The organism is Micromonospora sonneratiae, assembly GCF_042679305.1.
GTDB classification, from domain to species: domain Bacteria; phylum Actinomycetota; class Actinomycetes; order Mycobacteriales; family Micromonosporaceae; genus Micromonospora_H; species Micromonospora_H sonneratiae.
In genome coordinates this window covers 138,633-156,417 of the sequence record NZ_JBHTMP010000012.1, presented here as the reverse complement: position 1 = coordinate 156,417, position 17,785 = coordinate 138,633, and the positions used below count along the sequence as shown (strand labels likewise).

The following is a 17,785-nucleotide window of genomic DNA, read 5'->3' as shown; positions in this document are numbered from 1 at the left end:
CGCCGGTCTCGTCTCGGCCCGCGAGCACCGGGCCGCCGCCGTCGAGGCGGCCGAGGAACTCGGTGACGCCGGCCTCACCGCGCGGGTCATCGGTGCCTACGACGTCCCGGCGAACTGGACCCGCTCCGACGACCCCGGACAGGCGGCCCGGGTGGTCGCGGCGGCCGAGCGTACGCTGGCCCGGCTCCCATCCGACACACCGCCGGGTACGCGGGCCCGGCTGCTGGCCACGATTGCACTGGAGTCACGCGGCGACGCCTCGCCACGCGCCCGCGCCGCAGCGGCGGAAGCCGAGCGGATCGCGCGTGGCCTGGACGATCCGGCGCTGTTGGCCTTCGCCCTCAACGGGGTGTACATGCAGTCCTTCGAGCGGACCGGGCTGGCGGGGCGGCGGGATCTGATCGGCGCGGAGATCGTCGCGCTGTCCGGGCGGCACGGGCTGCCGACGTACGAGGTGCTGGGCTACCTCATCCGGCTCCAGTCCGCCAGCGCCGTCGCCGACTTCACGAGCGCCGACCGGTACGACGCACACCTGCACCGGCTGGCCGAACGTCACGATCTGCCGTTGGCGCTCGTGTTCACCGCCTGGTACCGCGCGCTCCGCCTCGCCGAGGACCCGAACGCCTCCCTCGCCGACAAGGAGGCGGCCTACCGTGCCGCAGCCGTGCCCCTGGACTCTGCGGGCATGCCGGGCCTGAGCAGTGGTCTGCTGCCGTTGGCTCTGCTGTGTCTGCGGCTGCGTCACGGCCACCCGCCCGAGCCGGAAGGGGCGGATGTCTTCGGGCCGTACGCGCCGTGGGTGCGGCCGGTCCTGCTGCTGGCGGCGGGTCGGCGTACGGAGGCCGCCGAGGCCCTGCGCCTGCTGCCCGATCCTCCGCACGACCTTCTCACCGAGGCCCTGTGGACCCTCCTCGCCCGGGCTGCCCTGGCGCTGTCGGACCACAGCGCACTACAACGGGTACGGGCGGCGCTGCTACCGGCGTCGGGCGAGTTGGCGGGAGCGGCGAGCGGGCTGATCAGCCTCGGGCCCGTGGCTGCGGTCCTCGCTGATATCCCGGCCGCGCCCGGGTCCTAAAAATCGACCGCGCCCGAAGGAATCACGCCCGCAGACGCTCACAACCGTACGGGCGAGCGCTGTTCCGTGGACAGGCTGGGACGGCCCACCCGGACGCCCGGCGGCTCGTGATGACCGGCCACTCGGTAGAGCCGTACGGCGATGACGGCCAGCAGTGCCACCTCGACGGCGACCAGGACGCGTTCGACAAGTCCCATCAGGACCCGTTCGCCGGGAAAGGCCGAGTAGTAGAGCCCGGCAAGTCCCAGGACACTGGCCAGCGCCAGCGTCCGTATCGGTCGGAAGCTGGCCTGCCAGCGTCGGTCGGCGGTCAGCCGCCGTACCACCAGCAGGGCGGCGACCGGTAGGCAGACGAAGGCGGTGACCGAGGCGTACCGGTGGATGTATCCATCGGTGGTCATCGCCACGCCGATCGGGTCGGTGGGCACGATCGCCGACAGCAGCAGGCCGATTCCCCAGACCACCAGCAGAAGCACCGGCAGCCTGCCGACCGGTACGCGAGCGGCGCGGAGGCCGAGTGGCAGCGCGAGGGAGGCCGCCCCGAGGACGAACATGGCGACGTCCATCGGGCCGCCCCGGTTGGAGACCGCGTAGTCGGAGATCGTCAGCGACAACGGGCTCATTCCGGGATCCGGTTCGAGGTGGGCGACCACGGTCAGGACGGCGGCCAGGACGACTCCCCCGACGGTGAGCAGGGCGAGAAATCGCGGATCGCGGAGGGGCTGTTGGTGTTGCGGGACCATGCTCTTAGCCTGGGCGGCCAGCGGAAATCCGTACTCCGGCATCGTCCCGGACAGGTCCCGGGTTCGCGAACCCGGAATCCACTCAGGGCAACCCCCGATCAGGGCAGGGACCACTGGAAGTTGTTCGACGACTGTCAGCCGTGGGTCGCGGCTCGCCCGCGAAGCGGAACACGCATCGTACGGAGAACCAACCGCTCCCGGATTCGTTCGTCGTCGAGTCGCTCACCGTCGTATTGTCCGCTGCCAACTCGACACCTGGGCCTCGGCGTCGTCGGCCGGTCGTCACGGCCGCGTGGACCGGTGCGGTTGCCTGCCGAACAGCGGCGCGGCGGATGGGTCAGCCGGCCCGTACGCTGGTTTGGTTGTCCTGCGCGGCCCGGCGGCCGGGTGTCTCACGGCCCTGACGCAACCTGGCCCGACGCCAGAACGGGAAGCCGATCGCGATCAGCAGCGAGGCGATCGGTGCCGGTGCTCCGAAGACGAACGGCCAGAACGTGTAGTCGAAGACAGGCACCGCGATGCCGGCCAGGTACAGCCAGGTCGGAAACTGCCGGGGTTTGGCCCGTGGGTCGGTCCACGGGGTCTGCCGCCACGGTTTCGCGACCGAGAGCCAGGCCTGGAACGCGATCGCCGATGCCATCAGCGCCGAGCCGATGGCCAACGCACCCGATTTGCCCGGTGTCGCCGTGTCGAGGTTCGGGCTGAGCAGGAAGATGCCGAGGTTGAGCTGGATCAGTGTGATGGCGAGCTTTACGAACACCCACCAGTACCGGAAGTAGCCGAACGAGGTGAGCGCGGCCAGCATCAGCCCGGAGAAAGCCGACGAGGTGCCCAGGTGTTGCAGCAGTTCCTTGTCCAGCATCAGTGCCGCGTCGTAGGCGGCCGGCTCGTCCCAGAGCATCAGCGCACACAGCGTCAGGGCCAGGCTCATCCAGCCCACCGAGGTGACCACGTGGAACCACACCAGCAGCTGCCGTGCCCACTGTCCGCTTCGCTTCGCCATTGCCGCAGCGTGCCGTGACACGTCGGGTCACACATCGGGGAACCGACCCGGAAACTCCCCTGAGAGCCACCCTGATCCGGGTCGGTGCCCGGCCGCCCCCCTCGACCGGGCCTTCGACGCTACGGATCAGGAAGGCTGCCACACGGCCGGCAGGGCCTTGACGCAGCGCACCATCGGCTCCGGCAGGTGGAACTCCGGTGTGAAGTCTGCCCGCAGGCGTACGTCCGGCAACCGATCCATGAGGGCTTCCACGCCAGCGCGGATGGCTACTCGTGACCAACCGGCACCCACGCAGTAGTGGATTCCCCGACCGTGCGCCACGTGCTTGGCACCGGTACGGGTGGCTCCCCGGCGGGCCGGGCAGAACTCGTCCGGCTCCGGGAACGCTTCGGGGTCGCGATTGGCCGCCGAGTAGAGCACCATCACCGTGGACCCCTTGGGGATGGTGACCCCGCCGAGTTCGGTGTCCTGGGCTGCTTCGCGGGACAGCCACTGCACCGGCCCCTCCATACGCAGTCCCTCCTCGACTGCGTCGGCCAGCAGCTCCCGCTGCTGTAGAAGTTCCTCCCACCGCTGCGGTTCGTGCAGCAGCAGGAAGAGCATGTTCGCCAGGCCCTCGGCGGTGTTGCCGTAGCCGGCGCCGTACATCTCCATCAGGCCCCACACCAGCTCGGCCATGGTGAGCCGGTCGCCGTCGTCCGTGGTCGCGTGCACCAACGCGCTGGCCACGTCGTCGCGCGGGTTTTCGCGCCGATCGTTGAACAGTCGCTCCAGGTAGCGCTGATATTCGACGATTTCCCTGGCAGCCGCTCGCTGGTCCTCCGGGGGGTGGCCCGGGATGAAGACCTTCACCCACAGCTTGTCCCAGGCGTGTACCTGCTCGTGGTCCTCGCTGGGTATGCCGAGGAAGTCCAGGATCGCGTGGTCCATCACCACATCGGCGTACTCGGCGAACAGCTCGGCCGAGCCTGTTCCGGCGAACCCGTCGATCGCCTTGCCCGCCCAGTCGCGGATGCGCGGCGCGAACTGTTCGACGCGCTGCGAGGACCATGCCCCCTGCATCAGGGTACGTAGCCGGGTGTGGCCCGGCTGGTCGGAGTCGTACAGCGTCTTTGCCTTGGGGATGCCCCGGGCGAGTTCCTCGGTGACCTCCGGCGGGTCCTCCGGGCCGGTCTTGTTACCGGATGGAAAGAGTTCCGGGTGCTCCAGCACGTACGCCAGGTCGTCGTACCGGGTGACGACATAGACCTTGGCGGCTTCGTCGCTGACCATCCACATGTCGGAGGACATGGAACTGGGGAAGACCGGCGCCAGTTGCCGGATGCGGTGATAGAAGGGGTGGGGGTCCTGGATCAGCTCGGGATCGAAAGGGTCGTAGGTCATATCGGCTGCGGTCGTCATCTGCTGCCTCCCTGGCTCGACAGGACCCGCAAACCCTCCCAGGCGCCACGCCTGGCGGTGCCTCTCGGACCGGTTGTCCCTTTCTTGGGCGTATCGGGGGTCGGATCCGCAACCGACGTTACCTATTGATTGACAGTGCTCTTTCTTATTGGTTGCTCAACTACTGTCATCGTTGCCCCGGTGTCATCGTTGCCCCGGCGTCGAAGCGAGAGCGACCCGTCGATTGGCCAGCCACCCGAAGAGGAGGGTCGCCCCGACCAGCCAGGCAACTGCGTACCACAGCGACGAGCCGGCTGACGTGCCGCCCATCCACGCCCGCAGCGCGTCGCCGGTGTGCGAGGCGGGGTTCTGCTCGGCGAACACGCGCAGCCACACCGGCATCCGGGCGGGATCGGCGTAGAGCGAACTGACGAAGCCGAGTGGACCAGCGACGGCGGTGCCGATCATCTGCGCCGCCTCCACGTTGCGCATCGCCGTGGTCAGGTAGCCGGCGAACGCGATCACCGCGAAGCCGTAGAGCAGGAGCAGCGCCATGGCGGCCAGCGCCTCCGGGAACCCGCCGGAGAACCTGACGCCGGCCAACAGGGCCAGCCCCAGCAGGACGCTGCTGCCCAGGACGTTGCGCAGGTTGTCCGCGAGGGCCCGTCCGAGGAGCACCGCCGAGACGCTGGCCGGCGTCGACCGGATACGGTCGATGATGCCGTTGTTCAGGTCGTCGTGCAGACCGGTGATGACGGCCGGGATCGTGCTGAAGGTGACTGTCGCCACCAGCAGGCCGGGGAAGAGGAACTGCACGTACGGCTGGCCGGGGGAACTCATTCCCGATCCGAGGACGTAGGCGAAGAAGACAAAGAAGATCACCGGCAGGCCGGTCGTCGCAAAGAGGGTGCCGGGACTGCGGAGCATCTGTCGTACGCCTCTGCCGGCCAGCAGCGCCGCGTCGGTCAGCCAGTACCCGGCGCGTCGCCAGACGGTTGCCCGCGTCCGGCCGAACGTGGCCGTAGCCTCGCTCACCGCACCTCCTCGGTCAGTGGCCGTACGGACTGGTGGCCCGTCGGGGTGGCTCCCCCACCGGTCAGTGACAGCACGAGGTCGTCAAGGCTGGGCTGACGGATGACCAGGTGTTCGACTGGTACGCCGGCGGCGTACAGGTCGGCCAGCAGGCGTGGCACGAGTGTGGTGTCACCGGCGGGTAGTCGCAGCAGCATCGTCATCTCGTCGTCGTCGCGATTCGGGAGGCGTTGACCGCTGCCGTAGGGACCGGCGACCTCGGTTGCCGTCCGCAGCCAGGCCGGATCCGAGACTCTGACCTCGACCGTGTGTGCGTCCAGGCCCGCCTTCAGTTCTGCCGGAACGCCGCATGCCACGACCCGCCCCCGGTCGAGGACGACGACCGTGTCGGCGAGTTGGTCCGCCTCCTCCAGGTAGTGCGTGGTGAGCAGGACGGTCGTCCCCTCCGACACCAGGTCTCGGACGATTTCCCAGACGCCCTGTCGGGACCGTACGTCCAACCCCGTCGTCGGCTCGTCGAGGAAGAGTACGGCGGGGCCTCCGATCAGCCCGATCGCAATGTCGAACCGGCGACGCATGCCGCCGGAGTAGGTCCTGACGGCCCGGCCGGCGACCTCGCCCAGTTCGAGTCGATCGATCAGATCGGCTGCCCGACGCCGCGTCTCACGCCGACCGAGGCGGAACAACCGGCCGAAGAGCAGTAGGTTCTCCGCGCCGGTGAGCTGGTCGTCGAGCGCGGTGAACTGCCCGCTCAGGCCGATGATGTGGCGTACCTGCTCTGGCGCGGCCACCACGTCGTGTCCACCGACGAGAACCCGCCCGGCGTCCGGTGACAGCAGGGTGGCGAGGATGCGGACCAGGGTCGTCTTGCCGGCACCATTCGGACCGAGCAGGCCCAGCACCGTGCCGGGCGCAGCTCGTAGGTCCACCCCATCGAGGGAGGTGACGTCACCAAAACGTTTGCGCAGCCCTTCGACGACGATGATGTCCGGCAATGGCCTGTTCCTCCGGTGATTGGTACGTGCGACTCAGTTCCGGGTGCGATATTCAATGATGCACGGCGATGTCGGCCGGGTCACCCCCATGTCGAAACTTGGGAGTGGTTCGACCGCTGGAGCAACGAGGTCGAAGCGCGCGAGTAACGAGGCAATGACCACTCGCATCTCGTTCATGCCGAATGCCGACCCGGGACAGCGGTAGAAGCCGCCGCTGAAACCTATCAACGCGTACGGATGGCGTCGGTCCTCGGCCCGGCCCGGGGAGAACCGCTCCGGGTCGTAGCGATCCGGGTCGGTGAACAACTCCGGCAGCCGGTGCGCCACCGACGGACAGAGCATGGTCAGCCAGCCGGCCGGCAGGCGGTAGCCGTCCAGTTCGATGTCCGTTCGGTTGTACCGTGCATAGTGGCTCATCACCGGCCGCAGGCGGATCGCTTCCTTGAGCGCCCATTCGAGCCGTGGCAGCCGCGCATCCGGCGGCACCCGGTCACCGCCGACGGCGGGTCTCGTGCTGGCGGGCGGCGACCCGGGCGCGGCAGGCGTTCGGGCGGCGTCCACCTCCGCGATCACCGATTCCAGGTATGCCGGGTGTTGCAGCAGCAGGACGAGGGCCCAGGCGAGTTGGGCGCAGGTGGTGATGTAGCCGGTGAAGATCGTCATCAGGGCCATGCCGACCAGGACGTCGTCCCCCTCGTCACCGACCCCCGGGTCGTCGATGAGGGTTTGCAGAAAGTCCGGGGAGGTGTCCGACCGACGGCGGCGTTCGGCCAACACCGGTTGGATCATCTCGGTCAGCAGTCGGCGGGCTCGGTCACGCCGGACGAACTTGGGTAGTGGCAGGTCCGGCGGCAGGACGAAGTCCATGCCGCGCGCCAGGTCGGCCAGGAGCGGACGGAAGTCGTCGATACGCGCCCGCACCTCCGGCCCCAGCAGCGTGCTGGCGGCGATGCGCATGGCCAGTCCCTCCAGGGCGTTCCACAGGTCGAACCGACCGTTCGCCCCCAGGCTGTCCAACCACTGCTCGGTCTCGTCGGCTGCCTGTTCCGTGTAGCGGGACAGGCGACGGCCCTGGAATGCCGACTGCATCAGCGCGACGTGCCGGCGGCGGGTTGCGGTGTCGGTGGCCGCCAGCGCGACCTCACCGAACATCGGCACCACGAATCGGTACTGTTCCGGCACGGACAGCCGGTTGTCGACTTCCTTGAAGAAGAACTCGTGATAGCGCGGGCCGACGAGCACTGTCCCCTGCTGGGGACCGAGTTGGACGCCGAAGACCGGACCGAGTTGCTCGTATGCGCGTTGGAAGAAGCCAGCATGATCCTGCTGCCATTCCAGCATGCTGCTCGTCTGCGACAGGCCGGGCAGCATCGGCGGGGTGGGCAGGATGTCGACGTCTCGGGGTGCGGCGGTCATACGGTCGATCCCTCCCGTTTCCTGGCGGCGACGGTGGAGATGAGCTGGTCGAGAATGTGTTCGAGCGGCGGCATGACCCCGCGGGCAGCCCGGAGATCGGTCAACTGGATGCCGATGCCGGGGGCGATGACGGTGTAGCCCAGGTCGGTGGCGAGTTCCACGTTCCGCTGGACCGCCCGGCTGCGCCACATCGTCTCGTTCATCGCCGGTACGAGCACGACCGGCGCGGGGCTCGCCACGATCGCGGTGGAGATGAGATCGTCGCAGATGCCGTGAGCCGCCTTGGCCACGATGTTCGCGGTCGCGGGCATGACCAGGAACAGATCGATGTCCGCGGTGAGGTCCAGGTGGGGAATCAGGTTCCTGCCGTGGGGACGGTGCGTGTCGGTGTAGACCCAGTCGCCGGTGAAGAGGCGCATCGTGTACGGCCGCAGCAGGCGACAGGCGGCGGCCGACATCATCACCCGTACCTCGCCGACCAGGCTCTGTCGCATCATCAGTACCGTCTGCGGCATCGACAGTGCGGCAGGCGAGCCGGTTATGCCCAGCAGCAGGCGGTCGCACAGCAGGGGGCGGGCCGCGGTCTCCTGTTTCTCTGTCTGCTCCATGGACGCCTCCTATCGAGGGCGAACAACAGCGTTGTGCCGATCGCCGGGGGCAGAGAGCGACCAGGGGCCAGGCGGCCCCTGGTCCAGCACGGTCCGGATCAGCACATGATCGCGGGGATGACCCCGATCTCCTGCCAGGCGTACGGGTCGGCGAAGACGTCCCAGTAACGCTCGGTAATCACCGGGCGGCCCGGTGTCCCGTCGGCCCTGGGCTGCCGGCGCACCGTGGCGATGTCGACCATCTGCCAGACGATGGGACGGTTGGACGGCGGTTGGCCCAGGAACGCGCCGGTGTGGGTGCCGGTGCCGACCACCCGGGAGATGACCCGGTCGCCCTCGACCCGGATGTCCCGAATCTCCATCCGCATGTCGGGCAGCACGGTCCGTAGCAGGTTGAACAACACCCGTACGCCCTCGGGCCGGTAGCTGGCGATCTGCCCGTGATGCGTGGCGTCGTCGGCCAGTTGGTCGGTGGCCGCCCCCAGATCACCAGCGTTGACCGCGTCGATGAAGGCGCGTACCGGCTCTGTCACGTCCGCCACTTTGCTCTGTGTGGTCATCGTGGGTGAGTCTTTGACCAGTAGTTCTGCAGACACCTTGGTACACCTTTCTCTCTGGCTGCGGCGCAGCCTCGGTCAGGACATCTGCGCGAGAATGGGATCGGGCAACGCGCCGATCTGGGTCAGCAGGTGCAGCTCGTCGAGAACGCCACGATGTTCGATGAACTTTCCGTCCACCACGCGGGCAATGTTGATGGACAGGAAGCTGACCCGCCTACCGCTGTCCGAGCAATGCAGATAGGCACCCTTGTGGGTGCCCTCGTAGCGGATGAGGGATGCCACCCGATCCTTCTCCGCAATGACTTCCAGCACGTTCCACCGCAAATCCGGGAACGCCTGCAGTGTCATTTTGTAAACGAATGCTATTCCATCCTTCGGATAATCCGAGAGTCTGGCGTGATGCACGATGTCAGGGTGGAAGAAATCCATTATGCGAGCCAGGTCGTGCGTGTTGCACGCCTCGAAGAAGGCGCGGGCCACCGCCTTGGTCCGCTCGGTTTCGTCAATCGGCTCTTTGCCAGTTTCCGACATGACCCGTCCTCCATCTACCCGTTCGAGCCATCGGAATCGACACGCTGCTCGGAGTCGTTCACCAGCCCTGGAATCCCAGCCATCTCGTACAGCCCCCAGTGTTCGCTGATCAGCCCATTCCTGATCTTGAAGGCGGCGAGGCCGGGGATGGAGAAGCGTTTTCCGGTCGGCGGAATCCCCAGATACTCTCCGGTGTGCTCGAAGTGCAGCTCGATCAGCTGAAAGACGGTATCCTCGTCGGCAACCATCATCTTGACTTCGATGCCGTGGCTGGTGAACCACGTAGTGCATTCGATGAACCAGGAGAAGGCGCTGTCCCGACCTGCCGGAACCTCCCCGGCCGGCAGATGCACGACCAGGTCCTTGTCGAGGTACTTGTCGATCGCCTGCCAGTTCTGCTGATGCATGCATTCTCGCTGAAAATCCAGAACGAGTTGTTTGTTCTTTTCGGCGACGCTCATCGACAGATCGGTCATCCCAGCCTCCAGGATGTCATCTATTTTCCGGGCATGCGCTGTCAGCGGAGTTAAATGGCCATTGCATTCACGCCTGGAGATCTCTCCGCGCTTGCCAGTCTAGTGAGACGAATCCTTCGGAGGCTTCTCCTGGCTTGCCGACCGAGCGGCTGCCATCCCCGATTCGTTGATCGCTTCGAGGGCCGACTCCACGCCGAGCAGCGGCAACGCGACGACGATCGGCGGGTCGGTAAGCTGCGGCTGACGCAACCAGAGATGACATGGCGCCGCCGGCGGCTCGTTGCAGATTCGCACCGGGCCCGGCAACGCCGCCACCCGACGGTAGCTGCCCTGCGTGTCAGCGAGTGTGTCCGCAATCGAGCGGTCCGGGGCGAAACTCACCGAGAGCAGCTGGTAGTAGCCGGGGCTGGGTAGGGGCAGATAGAGCTTCTCGTCACCAGTAGTGACAGCCCCGGAGGCGGGTCGGCCCTGCGGAATGCCGTAGGGAAACAGGCCGGTGAACAGCGCCTCGTTCGCCACGTCCCGCACGACGGTGGTGAGCACCGGCCACTCGGGACGGCCCTGTCCCTCCAGCGACCGGGCTGCCACCCCGACCGGCAGGTCACCAGCCCGGGCAACCAGGATCCGGAACCGGCGTGGGCTGAAGCCAACCAGGCGGGTGAACTGCGCCGTGAAGCTACTGAGGCTGGAGTAGCCGACGCGGAGCGCAATGTCGGTCACCCGCAACCGCGACCGGACCAGCAGCCGCTGCGCCTCCGCCATCCGCAGGGCGGCAAGGAAGCGTGCGGGGGTGGCGGCGGTGACCATCCGGAACACCCGGTGAAAATGGAACGGACTGAGCAGCCCGGCATGGGCATGGTCCCTCAGACAGTGGGGATCAGCCAGGTTCTGCCGCATCCGTACGACAGCGCGGCTGACTGCGTCGACCCGGGTCGCGATGGCGGGGTCAGCGAGGCAGGCCCGGGCAGCCTCACACCTGTCCACGGAGCTACAACCGGATCCGCAGCGCGTACGATCGCTGGCGCCTTCGCCCTGTGCGTCTTGGGCGTCCGCGTGGCCGGGGCCTGCCGGAAAGTCCGTCGTGGACCAGTTCGCTGATGGACGCCCGGCGCGGAATGCAGTCATGGGCGGACCGAGTGAGCCGCCGGCCACCTCTCCAAGTGGTCGGCGTGACTGTCCCGTGTGGTACCGCCCCGGCGTGCTGATGGTGCCAGGATATAGCGCTGGCAGCGCACCCGCAGAGGAGAAACTGCCCGGCGGACGAACCGGCGCACCCCGAACGGCGGCCGGCCCCGGGGCCGGGACCGGCCGCCGAAGCCGTTCAGCGGAACGCGTCGACGTTGCTGCTGGCCCATTCGCGGAAGGTGACGGCCGGACGGCCCGTCAGCTGCTCCACTCCGGGGAAGACCTTGCCATGGATGCCGTTCTCGTCACCCATGTGCTTCAGGATGCCGTCGACCATCATCTCGGGGTAGCCCTGATCGAGCCACTCCGCCCGTGCCACGTCCGGTGGGACGTTGATGACCCGGATCTCGCTGCCCAGTACCTCGGCCACCCGCGCGACCTGCTCTTCGATGCTCAACGCCTCAGGCCCGGACAGCGGGTACGCCTGTCCGTCGTGGCCATCGGAGGTGAGCACGCTAACCGCGCACGCGGCGATGTCGGCGGGGTCGATCGGTGCCTGCTTGATGTGGGCGTAGGGCTCTCGCACGAAGCCCTCCGACTTGATGCTCTCGGCCCACGACAGTGCGTTGGTCATGAACTGTCCCGGACGGAGGAAGGTCCATGGCACCCCGCATTCCCGTACCTCCCGCTCACCGTTGAGGTGGTACGCGGTGTGCGGGTCGTCGGCCTGGGCAGCCTCTGCGGCCAGTACGGACAGCCGAACGATCTGTCGGACACCGGCGTCACTCGCGGCCCGGGCCAGGTTCTGGTCGTAGGTGCGCCCTTCCGGCTTGCCGAAGGTGGGCATCAACGCGAACAGGCGCTCCACACCGTCAAGCGCCTTGCGGAGGCTCTCCGGGCTGCCCAGATCGCCCTGGACCACCTCTACCTGGGGCGCGAAGCGCGCAGCCTTCGGATCTCGGGTCAGCGCTCGCACGTCGGCCTTCGCCTCGACCAGTTGCGTGACAACCTGGCTACCGACCGGTCCAGTCGCGCCGGTTACCAAGATCATGGGAACCTCCGTGGTTGGCGTCGCCAAAAAGCCAGACGGACCGCGCCGATCACAACGACCACGGTCCCGTGACTCGTTCATGATGATGCTGGGTTGACCCCGCCCAGGCAGCGTACCCAGCGGATCGCACGGATTCTTTCCTTAGATTGCTGTGTTGTCCGTACGCGGCTCCCTACGGTCTGCCTTCGAACTGGGTACGTGGCTATTCTGATCCTGCTCATGCCGTTGACCGGACTCCAGTCAGTTGCCGCTGCCCGCGGCGGGGAGGTAGCCATGATTTCTCACATCTCGCAGGTAGGCGTATACGTAAGCGACCAGGATGCAGCGCTCGCCTTCTATACGGAGAAGCTCGGGTTCGAAGTCCGGTCACTGCGGGAGGGGCCGGGGATGAAGTGGATCGAGGTAGCTCCGCCCGGCGCCCAAACGACGATCAGCCTGGCGTCGAAGGACTTTCCCGTTGGCGACGAAGCCAAGATTGGTATCTATACCGACATTGCATTCGAGACCAACGACATCCATGCGATGCACCGGACCTACAGCGAGCGTGGGGTCAAGTTCACGAACGAGCCGGAACTCCAGCCCTACGGCAAGTGGTTCGCCGCCTTCCTCGACCAGGACGGCAACCAGTTCTTCGTGTTCCAGCCCGTCGAATAGCCTGCCGACCAGCCCGTTGACCTGGACCAGTGATGCCGCAAGGCAGAAGAAAAATCAGCGCCCCCACCTGGAATATCGTGGTCCTGAGCGAGATCTGGCCATACCACGACACGCCGGGAGGCAACGGTGATCGGCAAACTCGGGAGCGTGACCATCTTCGTCACTGACCAGGACAGAGCCGTCGACTTCTACACCAACAAGCTCGGATTCGAGCTACGGCGGGACCAGCGCTTCGGCCCGATCCGGTGGGTGGAGGTAGCGCCTGCCGGATCGACCACGACCATCGTCCTCTTCCCGCATGACAATCCGATGTATCAAGAGGATCTGATGCGCGAGTTCACCGGTCTACAGTTCCTCACCGAGGACCTCGCCGCCACCTACGAGGAACTGTCCGGTCGGGGTGTCGCGTTCGTCCAGGAGCCCATGCGCCTGCCGTTCGGCTTCAGCGCGGTATTCGCCGACGACGACAAGAACCAGTTCTCGCTGCTCCAGGTCGGCTGACCGGATGGGGCAGCGCGCGCCACGTTACGGCGCGCGCTGCCCCATCCGTCATGTTCAACCGCAGGTGGTCAACGGACGGGTGCCTCGATGACCGCGAAGGGAGCCCCGAAGGGATCCGCCAGGATTGCGGTACGACCGAATTCCGATTCCTCAGGCTGCGAAAGCACGCGCCCGCCGTGCTCGGCTGCCCGGCTTGCAGCAGTCTCCACATCAGCCACCCGGAAGTACGCCAGCCAGGCACCGTGTCCTTCGTGGGTACGCTGCTCCGCCCCGGCGAACACGCCCGCCACCGGCTCTCCGTCGGAGCTGAGCACGGTATATGGCAGGTCTTCCCGGGGTTGCGCCTGGTAGTCGAAGATCTGCTGGTAGAAACGCACGGTGGCGGGCAGATCGGCGGTGGTCACCTCGCTCCAACAGGGTGCACCATGCTCGTCGACCACCTGTGACCCGCTGAGTTCGCGGCCCTGCCACAGGGCGAAGATGCCGCCGGTGGTGTCCTGCCCGATCGCCATCCAGCCGACCATTGCGTCCTGTGGTTCCTTCACCACGCGACCGCCAGCCTCGGTGACCCGCCGCAGTGCCGCCGCGCAGTCGTCCGTGGCGAGATAGACCGTCCAGTTGGACTGCTCGGGTGCTGCCGCGTCCGGTGCGGGCTCGGCGATCCCCGCGACTGGCTTACCGCGTACCTGGCACAGGGTGTAGAAGTCCCCGTCGAAGGTCCAGTCCAGCACCGAGCCGTAGAAGCCCATCGCCGTTTCCCTACTGGGCACCGTCATGTCGAACCAGCACGGCGCGCCTGGGGAGTAGTCGCCCTTTACATCGCTCATAACCACCTCCGCGCCGGCGCGCGCCGCGCCTCCCCAGCAGACCCATGGCCAGTATGACGGGTTAGATCTGTTTTCAACGCAATCTCGGCACTCGTGTCCGCTGGCATTGCCGATACGACGCCCGGCCCGCACGACGATGCGGGGTACGACCGGGCAGCCAGGCAACGGCAACGGCAACGGCAACGAATTCTCCTGGGTTGCGGCGTTGCCCGACCGGGCCGACAACGCAAGCCAGGAGAAGAACCCGACGCGGAGCCGCGAAAGGATCCGGTTGTCCCAGGGTTCCAGGCAACCCGACCGCCGCTAATCGAGGAGGCTGCGGTGCGATCCGAGCTGGATTTCAAGGGTTCGACGGTGTCGGGTCCGAGGGCGGCGCTTCGACTTGTTGTGATCATCGCGTTGATCGGAGTCGAGCTGGTCCGTACCCTGCCAACGACGTTGATGGTACGGATGGTCAAGGGGCGCTCCCAGAGCCGGGAACGGCTCTATCGAGGGCTGGTCCGCCTGCTTCAGACCCTCGGTCCCACCTTCGTCAAGTTCGGACAGATCGCCAGCACCCGCCGAGACACCATGCCTGCGGAGCTGTGCGAACAGATGGGCCGCCTGCACGACCGGGTGACCCCGATGTCGTGGGCTGAGGCTGGTCGTGCGCTCGCCGATGCGCAGGCCCTGTGTCCGAAACTGGCTCTCCAGCATGTCGACCAGACCCCGGTGGGTAGTGGCAGCATCGCCTGTGTCTACCGGGCGCGGCTCGCCGATGGTCGGGTGGTGGCGCTCAAGCTCAAACGTCCCGATGTCGACCGGCGGATCCGGACCGACCTTGCGCTGCTTCAGCGGCTCGTCCGCATCGCCGAACGGATGCCGAAGATGCGCGGAATGCCGATGGCGGATCTGGTGGGCTACCTGAACGCCGCCATCCTGGGGCAGCTCGACTTCGGCCGGGAAGCCGACAACCTGGACCTGTTGCGTGACAGCATCTCGGGGATGCCCGACGTGCTCACCCCGATGCTGTACCGCGAACTGTCGGGCCCCAACTGCCTGGTGTTCGACTTCATCGCGGATCTGGACGCCGCCACCCCGGCCCTGCTGCCCGGACCGGTCCGCGCCCGGTTGGGAACCGCCGTCCTGACGGCGGCGCACCGGATGATGTTCGTCCACGGCTTCGTGCACTGCGACCTGCATCCTGGCAACCTCTACCTGACCCGGGACGAACACGTGGTGATCCTCGACGCCGGGTACTGCGTCCGACTACCTGCCCGCGTGCGTGACCTGATCGGCGAGTTCTTCGGCCGGTTGGCGGTTGGCGACGGCCGACGTTGCGGCGAGATCGTGTTGGAAAGCGCCGTCGCCGTGGGATCCGCCACGAATCGGGAGGCCTTCATCACCGAGATGGTGCAACTGGTGTCCCGCACTGCCGGCCCCGGCAACACCTTCGACATGTCCGTCTTCGGCAACGAGGTCTTCGAGTTGCAACAGCGGCACGGCATCTACGCCGCCTCGGACTTCGCCTTCCCGCTGATGTCGCTGCTCGTGCTGGAGGGGACCGTACGCGGAATGTGGCCGGCCGTGGACTTTCAGCAGGTCGGTACGGCGGCAGCGCCGGATCTGCCCGACCACGAGCTGGCCACTTGGGACTCCTGACGAAAGTGGTGGGCCTGACCTGGCCGGAGGTCGGGTCGTGCACGAGGCCGCCGGGTAGCGGGACGCGGTAGCCGGGTAATCGGCCGCGACAAACCTGGCGACGTCGGCGGTCATCCCCGGGATACTGGTCGCCAATGGATGAGGTCAAAGTCGTCGTCGCCCATTCCGAGCGCGCGACGCTACGCGTCGGTGACGTGTTCTTGAAGGTGGACGCCGATCAGGCGCGCATCGACGTCGAGGTCGAGGCGATGTCCCTCGCGCCGGTCCCGACCCCGGAGGTCCTGTGGCGCAAGCCGCCCGTGCTCGCGATCGCCGCACTCCCGGGGACGACGCTTGGGCGCCTCGGCGGGCCGTCGACCGGGTCGCCGGCGGCGTGGGCCGCGGCGGGTGCCGCCATCCGGAAGCTGCACGAAGCGCCCCTGCCGCCCATGCCGGGCCGGGCCGGGCGGAGCATCGTGGCGCTGGCGGCGGAACTCGACGACGAGTGCGAGTTGCTCGTGACGAACGATGTCCTGCCCGCTGACCTGGTCACCCGCAACCGCCAGGTCGCCGAGGCCGCGTTCCGGCCGTGGACTCCGGCGTTCACCCACGGCGACCTGCAGATCGCGCACGTCTTCGTCGACGGCGACGAGGTCACCGGCATCATCGACTGGTCCGAGGCGGGCCAGGGTGATGCCCTGTACGACCTCGCCACCTTCACGCTCGGACACGAGGAGCACCTCGACGACGTCATCGCCGGCTACGGCATCGACATCGACCTCGACGTGATCCACGCGTGGTGGTCGTTGCGAAGCCTGCTGGCAGTTCGCTGGCTGATCGAGCACGGCTTCGACCCGTTCGCGCCAGGCTGTGAGGTCGACGTGCTGAGGGCCCGGATGTGAGGCTGCCACCAGCCACGTCTCGCGGGCGTTCTACCTCAGCAGGCGGCCCGACTGCTGTCAGCAGCAACGAGAACTGACACACCGTCGTTCCCAGCGGCCCGGAAGCCTCTTCCTGTCAGAAGTCGTTGGCGCTCAGGGCCCCTGACAGCTAGAGACCGGCTGAGTCCAGCGCCGAAGTGATGTCGGCAACCAGGTCGGCCGCGTCCTCGACACCGCAGGAGAGACGGACGAATCCGGGCTCGGTGTCGTCGCCCCACTGGGCGCGGCGGTCGGCGGTGGTGTGCAGGCCGCCGAAGGAGGTGGCCGCGAAGACCAGACGGGACGCCTTCAGGAACCGCTCCACCCGGCCGGCGTCGCCGAGGTCGAACGAGACGATGCCGGGGATGCGGCGCATCTGGACACTGGCCACGGCGTACGACGGGTCGTCGGCGAGCCCGGGCCAGCGTACGTCGGCCACGTCGGGACGGGCCCGCAGTGCCAGCGCGACCGCCTCGGCGTTGGCTGTGTGCCGGGCCAGCCGCAGGTCCAGGGTGGCCAGTGAACGGTGGGCCAGCCAGGCGTCGAACGGGCCGGGGACCGCGCCGGTGGTCTCCCGCCAGCCGCGTACGGTCTCCAGCAGTTCCGGGTCACGGCTGGCCAGGTAGCCGAGCAGCAGGTCGGAGTGCCCGGTCAGGGCCTTGGTGCCGGAGGCGACGACGATGTCGGCACCCAGGTCGAGGGGGCGTTGTCCGAGCGGGGTGGCGGCGGTGTTGTCGACGGCGACGAGGGTGCCGGCGGCGTGGGCCCGGGTGGCCAGGGCGGTGATGTCGCAGACGTCCAGGCCGGGGTTGGCCGGGGTTTCGAGCAGGACCAGCCGTACGCCGTCGAAGCCCGGGTAGGGGCCGGCGGTGGGTACGTACTGCACGGTGACGCCGATGTTGGCCAGGGTCGTGGCGGCGAACTTGCGGACGCTGAAGTAGCCGTCGGCGGGGAGCATGACGGTGTCGCCGGGGCGGAGCACGGCCAGCAGCAGTCCGGTGATGGCGGCCTGGCCGCTGCTGAAGGTGAGGCAGGCGCCGCCTTCGAGTTCGCCGATGGCGGTCTCGAGGTTGCGCCGCGTGGGGTTGCCGGATCGGGCGTAGCCGTCGTAGCCGCCCGTCGCCACGTCCGGCCCCGGTTCGAGGTGGTAGGGCGCGGCGAACACCGGGCCGGGCAGGAACGGCTGGCCGGGGGCGGGTTCGGGTAGCCCGGCGTGTACGCAGCGGGTGCCGTCGCCGTAGTCGCTCCGGTCAGCCATTCCTGCCTCC

Annotated in this window: 18 protein-coding genes and 1 pseudogene; 5 read left to right on the top strand and 14 right to left on the bottom strand. The window is 67.6% G+C overall.

Annotated features, from left to right (window positions below; all coding sequences use genetic code 11):
* Window positions 1–1,075: pseudogene (locus tag ACFQ4H_RS10820) on the top strand (SARP family transcriptional regulator); the annotation flags it as partial.
* A 38-nt stretch (window positions 1,076–1,113) separates the two neighbouring features.
* On the opposite strand, the gene ACFQ4H_RS10815 reads toward ACFQ4H_RS10820, so the two are convergent.
* From ACFQ4H_RS10815 to ACFQ4H_RS10760, 12 genes are all read right to left on the bottom strand, one after another.
* The gene (locus ACFQ4H_RS10815) at window positions 1,114–1,818 is read right to left on the bottom strand and encodes a DUF998 domain-containing protein (RefSeq protein ID WP_377569733.1); all 705 of its coding nucleotides are present in this window, start codon (window positions 1,816–1,818) and stop codon (window positions 1,114–1,116) included.
* A 337-nt stretch (window positions 1,819–2,155) separates the two neighbouring features.
* Window positions 2,156–2,821 (bottom strand): hypothetical protein, encoded by a 666-nt coding sequence (locus ACFQ4H_RS10810; RefSeq protein WP_377569731.1) that lies wholly within the window; start codon window positions 2,819–2,821, stop codon window positions 2,156–2,158.
* Between the two features lie 126 nt (window positions 2,822–2,947).
* Window positions 2,948–4,222, bottom strand: a complete 1,275-nt coding sequence (locus ACFQ4H_RS10805; RefSeq protein WP_377569730.1) for a cytochrome P450 — start codon at window positions 4,220–4,222, stop codon at window positions 2,948–2,950.
* A 183-nt stretch (window positions 4,223–4,405) separates the two neighbouring features.
* The gene (locus tag ACFQ4H_RS10800) at window positions 4,406–5,236 is read right to left on the bottom strand and encodes an ABC transporter permease (RefSeq protein ID WP_377569728.1); all 831 of its coding nucleotides are present in this window, start codon (window positions 5,234–5,236) and stop codon (window positions 4,406–4,408) included.
* Window positions 5,233–6,228, bottom strand: coding sequence for an ATP-binding cassette domain-containing protein (locus ACFQ4H_RS10795; protein ID WP_377569727.1), 996 nt, complete (start codon window positions 6,226–6,228; stop codon window positions 5,233–5,235). Before ACFQ4H_RS10795 ends, ACFQ4H_RS10800 begins: the two co-directional genes overlap by 4 nt.
* A gap of 33 nt (window positions 6,229–6,261) precedes the next feature.
* Entirely contained in the window at window positions 6,262–7,644 is a 1,383-nt protein-coding gene (locus tag ACFQ4H_RS10790) for a cytochrome P450 (RefSeq protein ID WP_377569725.1), read from the bottom strand.
* Complete coding sequence (locus ACFQ4H_RS10785) at window positions 7,641–8,252, bottom strand: flavoprotein (protein ID WP_377569723.1); 612 nt, start codon at window positions 8,250–8,252, stop codon at window positions 7,641–7,643. Before ACFQ4H_RS10785 ends, ACFQ4H_RS10790 begins: the two co-directional genes overlap by 4 nt.
* 98 nt (window positions 8,253–8,350) lie before the next feature.
* Window positions 8,351–8,848: an ester cyclase gene (locus ACFQ4H_RS10780; RefSeq protein WP_377569722.1), complete on the bottom strand. Its 498-nt coding sequence runs from the start codon at window positions 8,846–8,848 to the stop codon at window positions 8,351–8,353.
* Between the two features lie 39 nt (window positions 8,849–8,887).
* Entirely contained in the window at window positions 8,888–9,343 is a 456-nt protein-coding gene (locus ACFQ4H_RS10775; protein WP_377569720.1) for an ester cyclase, read from the bottom strand.
* A 14-nt stretch (window positions 9,344–9,357) separates the two neighbouring features.
* The gene (locus tag ACFQ4H_RS10770) at window positions 9,358–9,819 is read right to left on the bottom strand and encodes an ester cyclase (RefSeq protein ID WP_377569718.1); all 462 of its coding nucleotides are present in this window, start codon (window positions 9,817–9,819) and stop codon (window positions 9,358–9,360) included.
* 99 nt (window positions 9,820–9,918) lie between these two features.
* On the bottom strand, window positions 9,919–10,803 hold the full coding sequence (locus ACFQ4H_RS10765; protein ID WP_377569716.1) for a helix-turn-helix domain-containing protein: 885 nt from the start codon (window positions 10,801–10,803) through the stop codon (window positions 9,919–9,921).
* A 337-nt stretch (window positions 10,804–11,140) separates the two neighbouring features.
* Window positions 11,141–11,995: an SDR family oxidoreductase gene (locus ACFQ4H_RS10760; protein WP_377569714.1), complete on the bottom strand. Its 855-nt coding sequence runs from the start codon at window positions 11,993–11,995 to the stop codon at window positions 11,141–11,143.
* Between the two features lie 198 nt (window positions 11,996–12,193).
* Between ACFQ4H_RS10760 and ACFQ4H_RS10755 the strand changes: the two genes are divergently transcribed.
* Both ACFQ4H_RS10755 and ACFQ4H_RS10750 read left to right on the top strand, forming a co-directional pair.
* Window positions 12,194–12,649, top strand: a complete 456-nt coding sequence (locus ACFQ4H_RS10755; protein ID WP_377569713.1) for a VOC family protein — start codon at window positions 12,194–12,196, stop codon at window positions 12,647–12,649.
* Window positions 12,650–12,796: 147 nt separating this feature from the next.
* On the top strand, window positions 12,797–13,150 hold the full coding sequence (locus ACFQ4H_RS10750; RefSeq protein WP_377569711.1) for a VOC family protein: 354 nt from the start codon (window positions 12,797–12,799) through the stop codon (window positions 13,148–13,150).
* A 68-nt stretch (window positions 13,151–13,218) separates the two neighbouring features.
* Here ACFQ4H_RS10750 and ACFQ4H_RS10745 read toward each other — a convergent pair whose 3' ends face one another.
* Entirely contained in the window at window positions 13,219–13,977 is a 759-nt protein-coding gene (locus tag ACFQ4H_RS10745) for a VOC family protein (protein WP_377569709.1), read from the bottom strand.
* Between the two features lie 321 nt (window positions 13,978–14,298).
* Here ACFQ4H_RS10745 and ACFQ4H_RS10740 point away from each other — a divergent pair, with 321 nt between their 5' ends.
* Window positions 14,299–15,618: an ABC1 kinase family protein gene (locus tag ACFQ4H_RS10740; protein WP_377569707.1), complete on the top strand. Its 1,320-nt coding sequence runs from the start codon at window positions 14,299–14,301 to the stop codon at window positions 15,616–15,618.
* 134 nt (window positions 15,619–15,752) lie between these two features.
* Window positions 15,753–16,499: a phosphotransferase family protein gene (locus ACFQ4H_RS10735; protein ID WP_377569705.1), complete on the top strand. Its 747-nt coding sequence runs from the start codon at window positions 15,753–15,755 to the stop codon at window positions 16,497–16,499.
* A 148-nt stretch (window positions 16,500–16,647) separates the two neighbouring features.
* Here the strand turns inward: ACFQ4H_RS10735 and ACFQ4H_RS10730 are convergent, their stop codons facing one another.
* Window positions 16,648–17,775 (bottom strand): cystathionine gamma-lyase, encoded by a 1,128-nt coding sequence (locus tag ACFQ4H_RS10730; protein ID WP_377569704.1) that lies wholly within the window; start codon window positions 17,773–17,775, stop codon window positions 16,648–16,650.
* Window positions 17,776–17,785 lie beyond the last annotated feature (10 nt).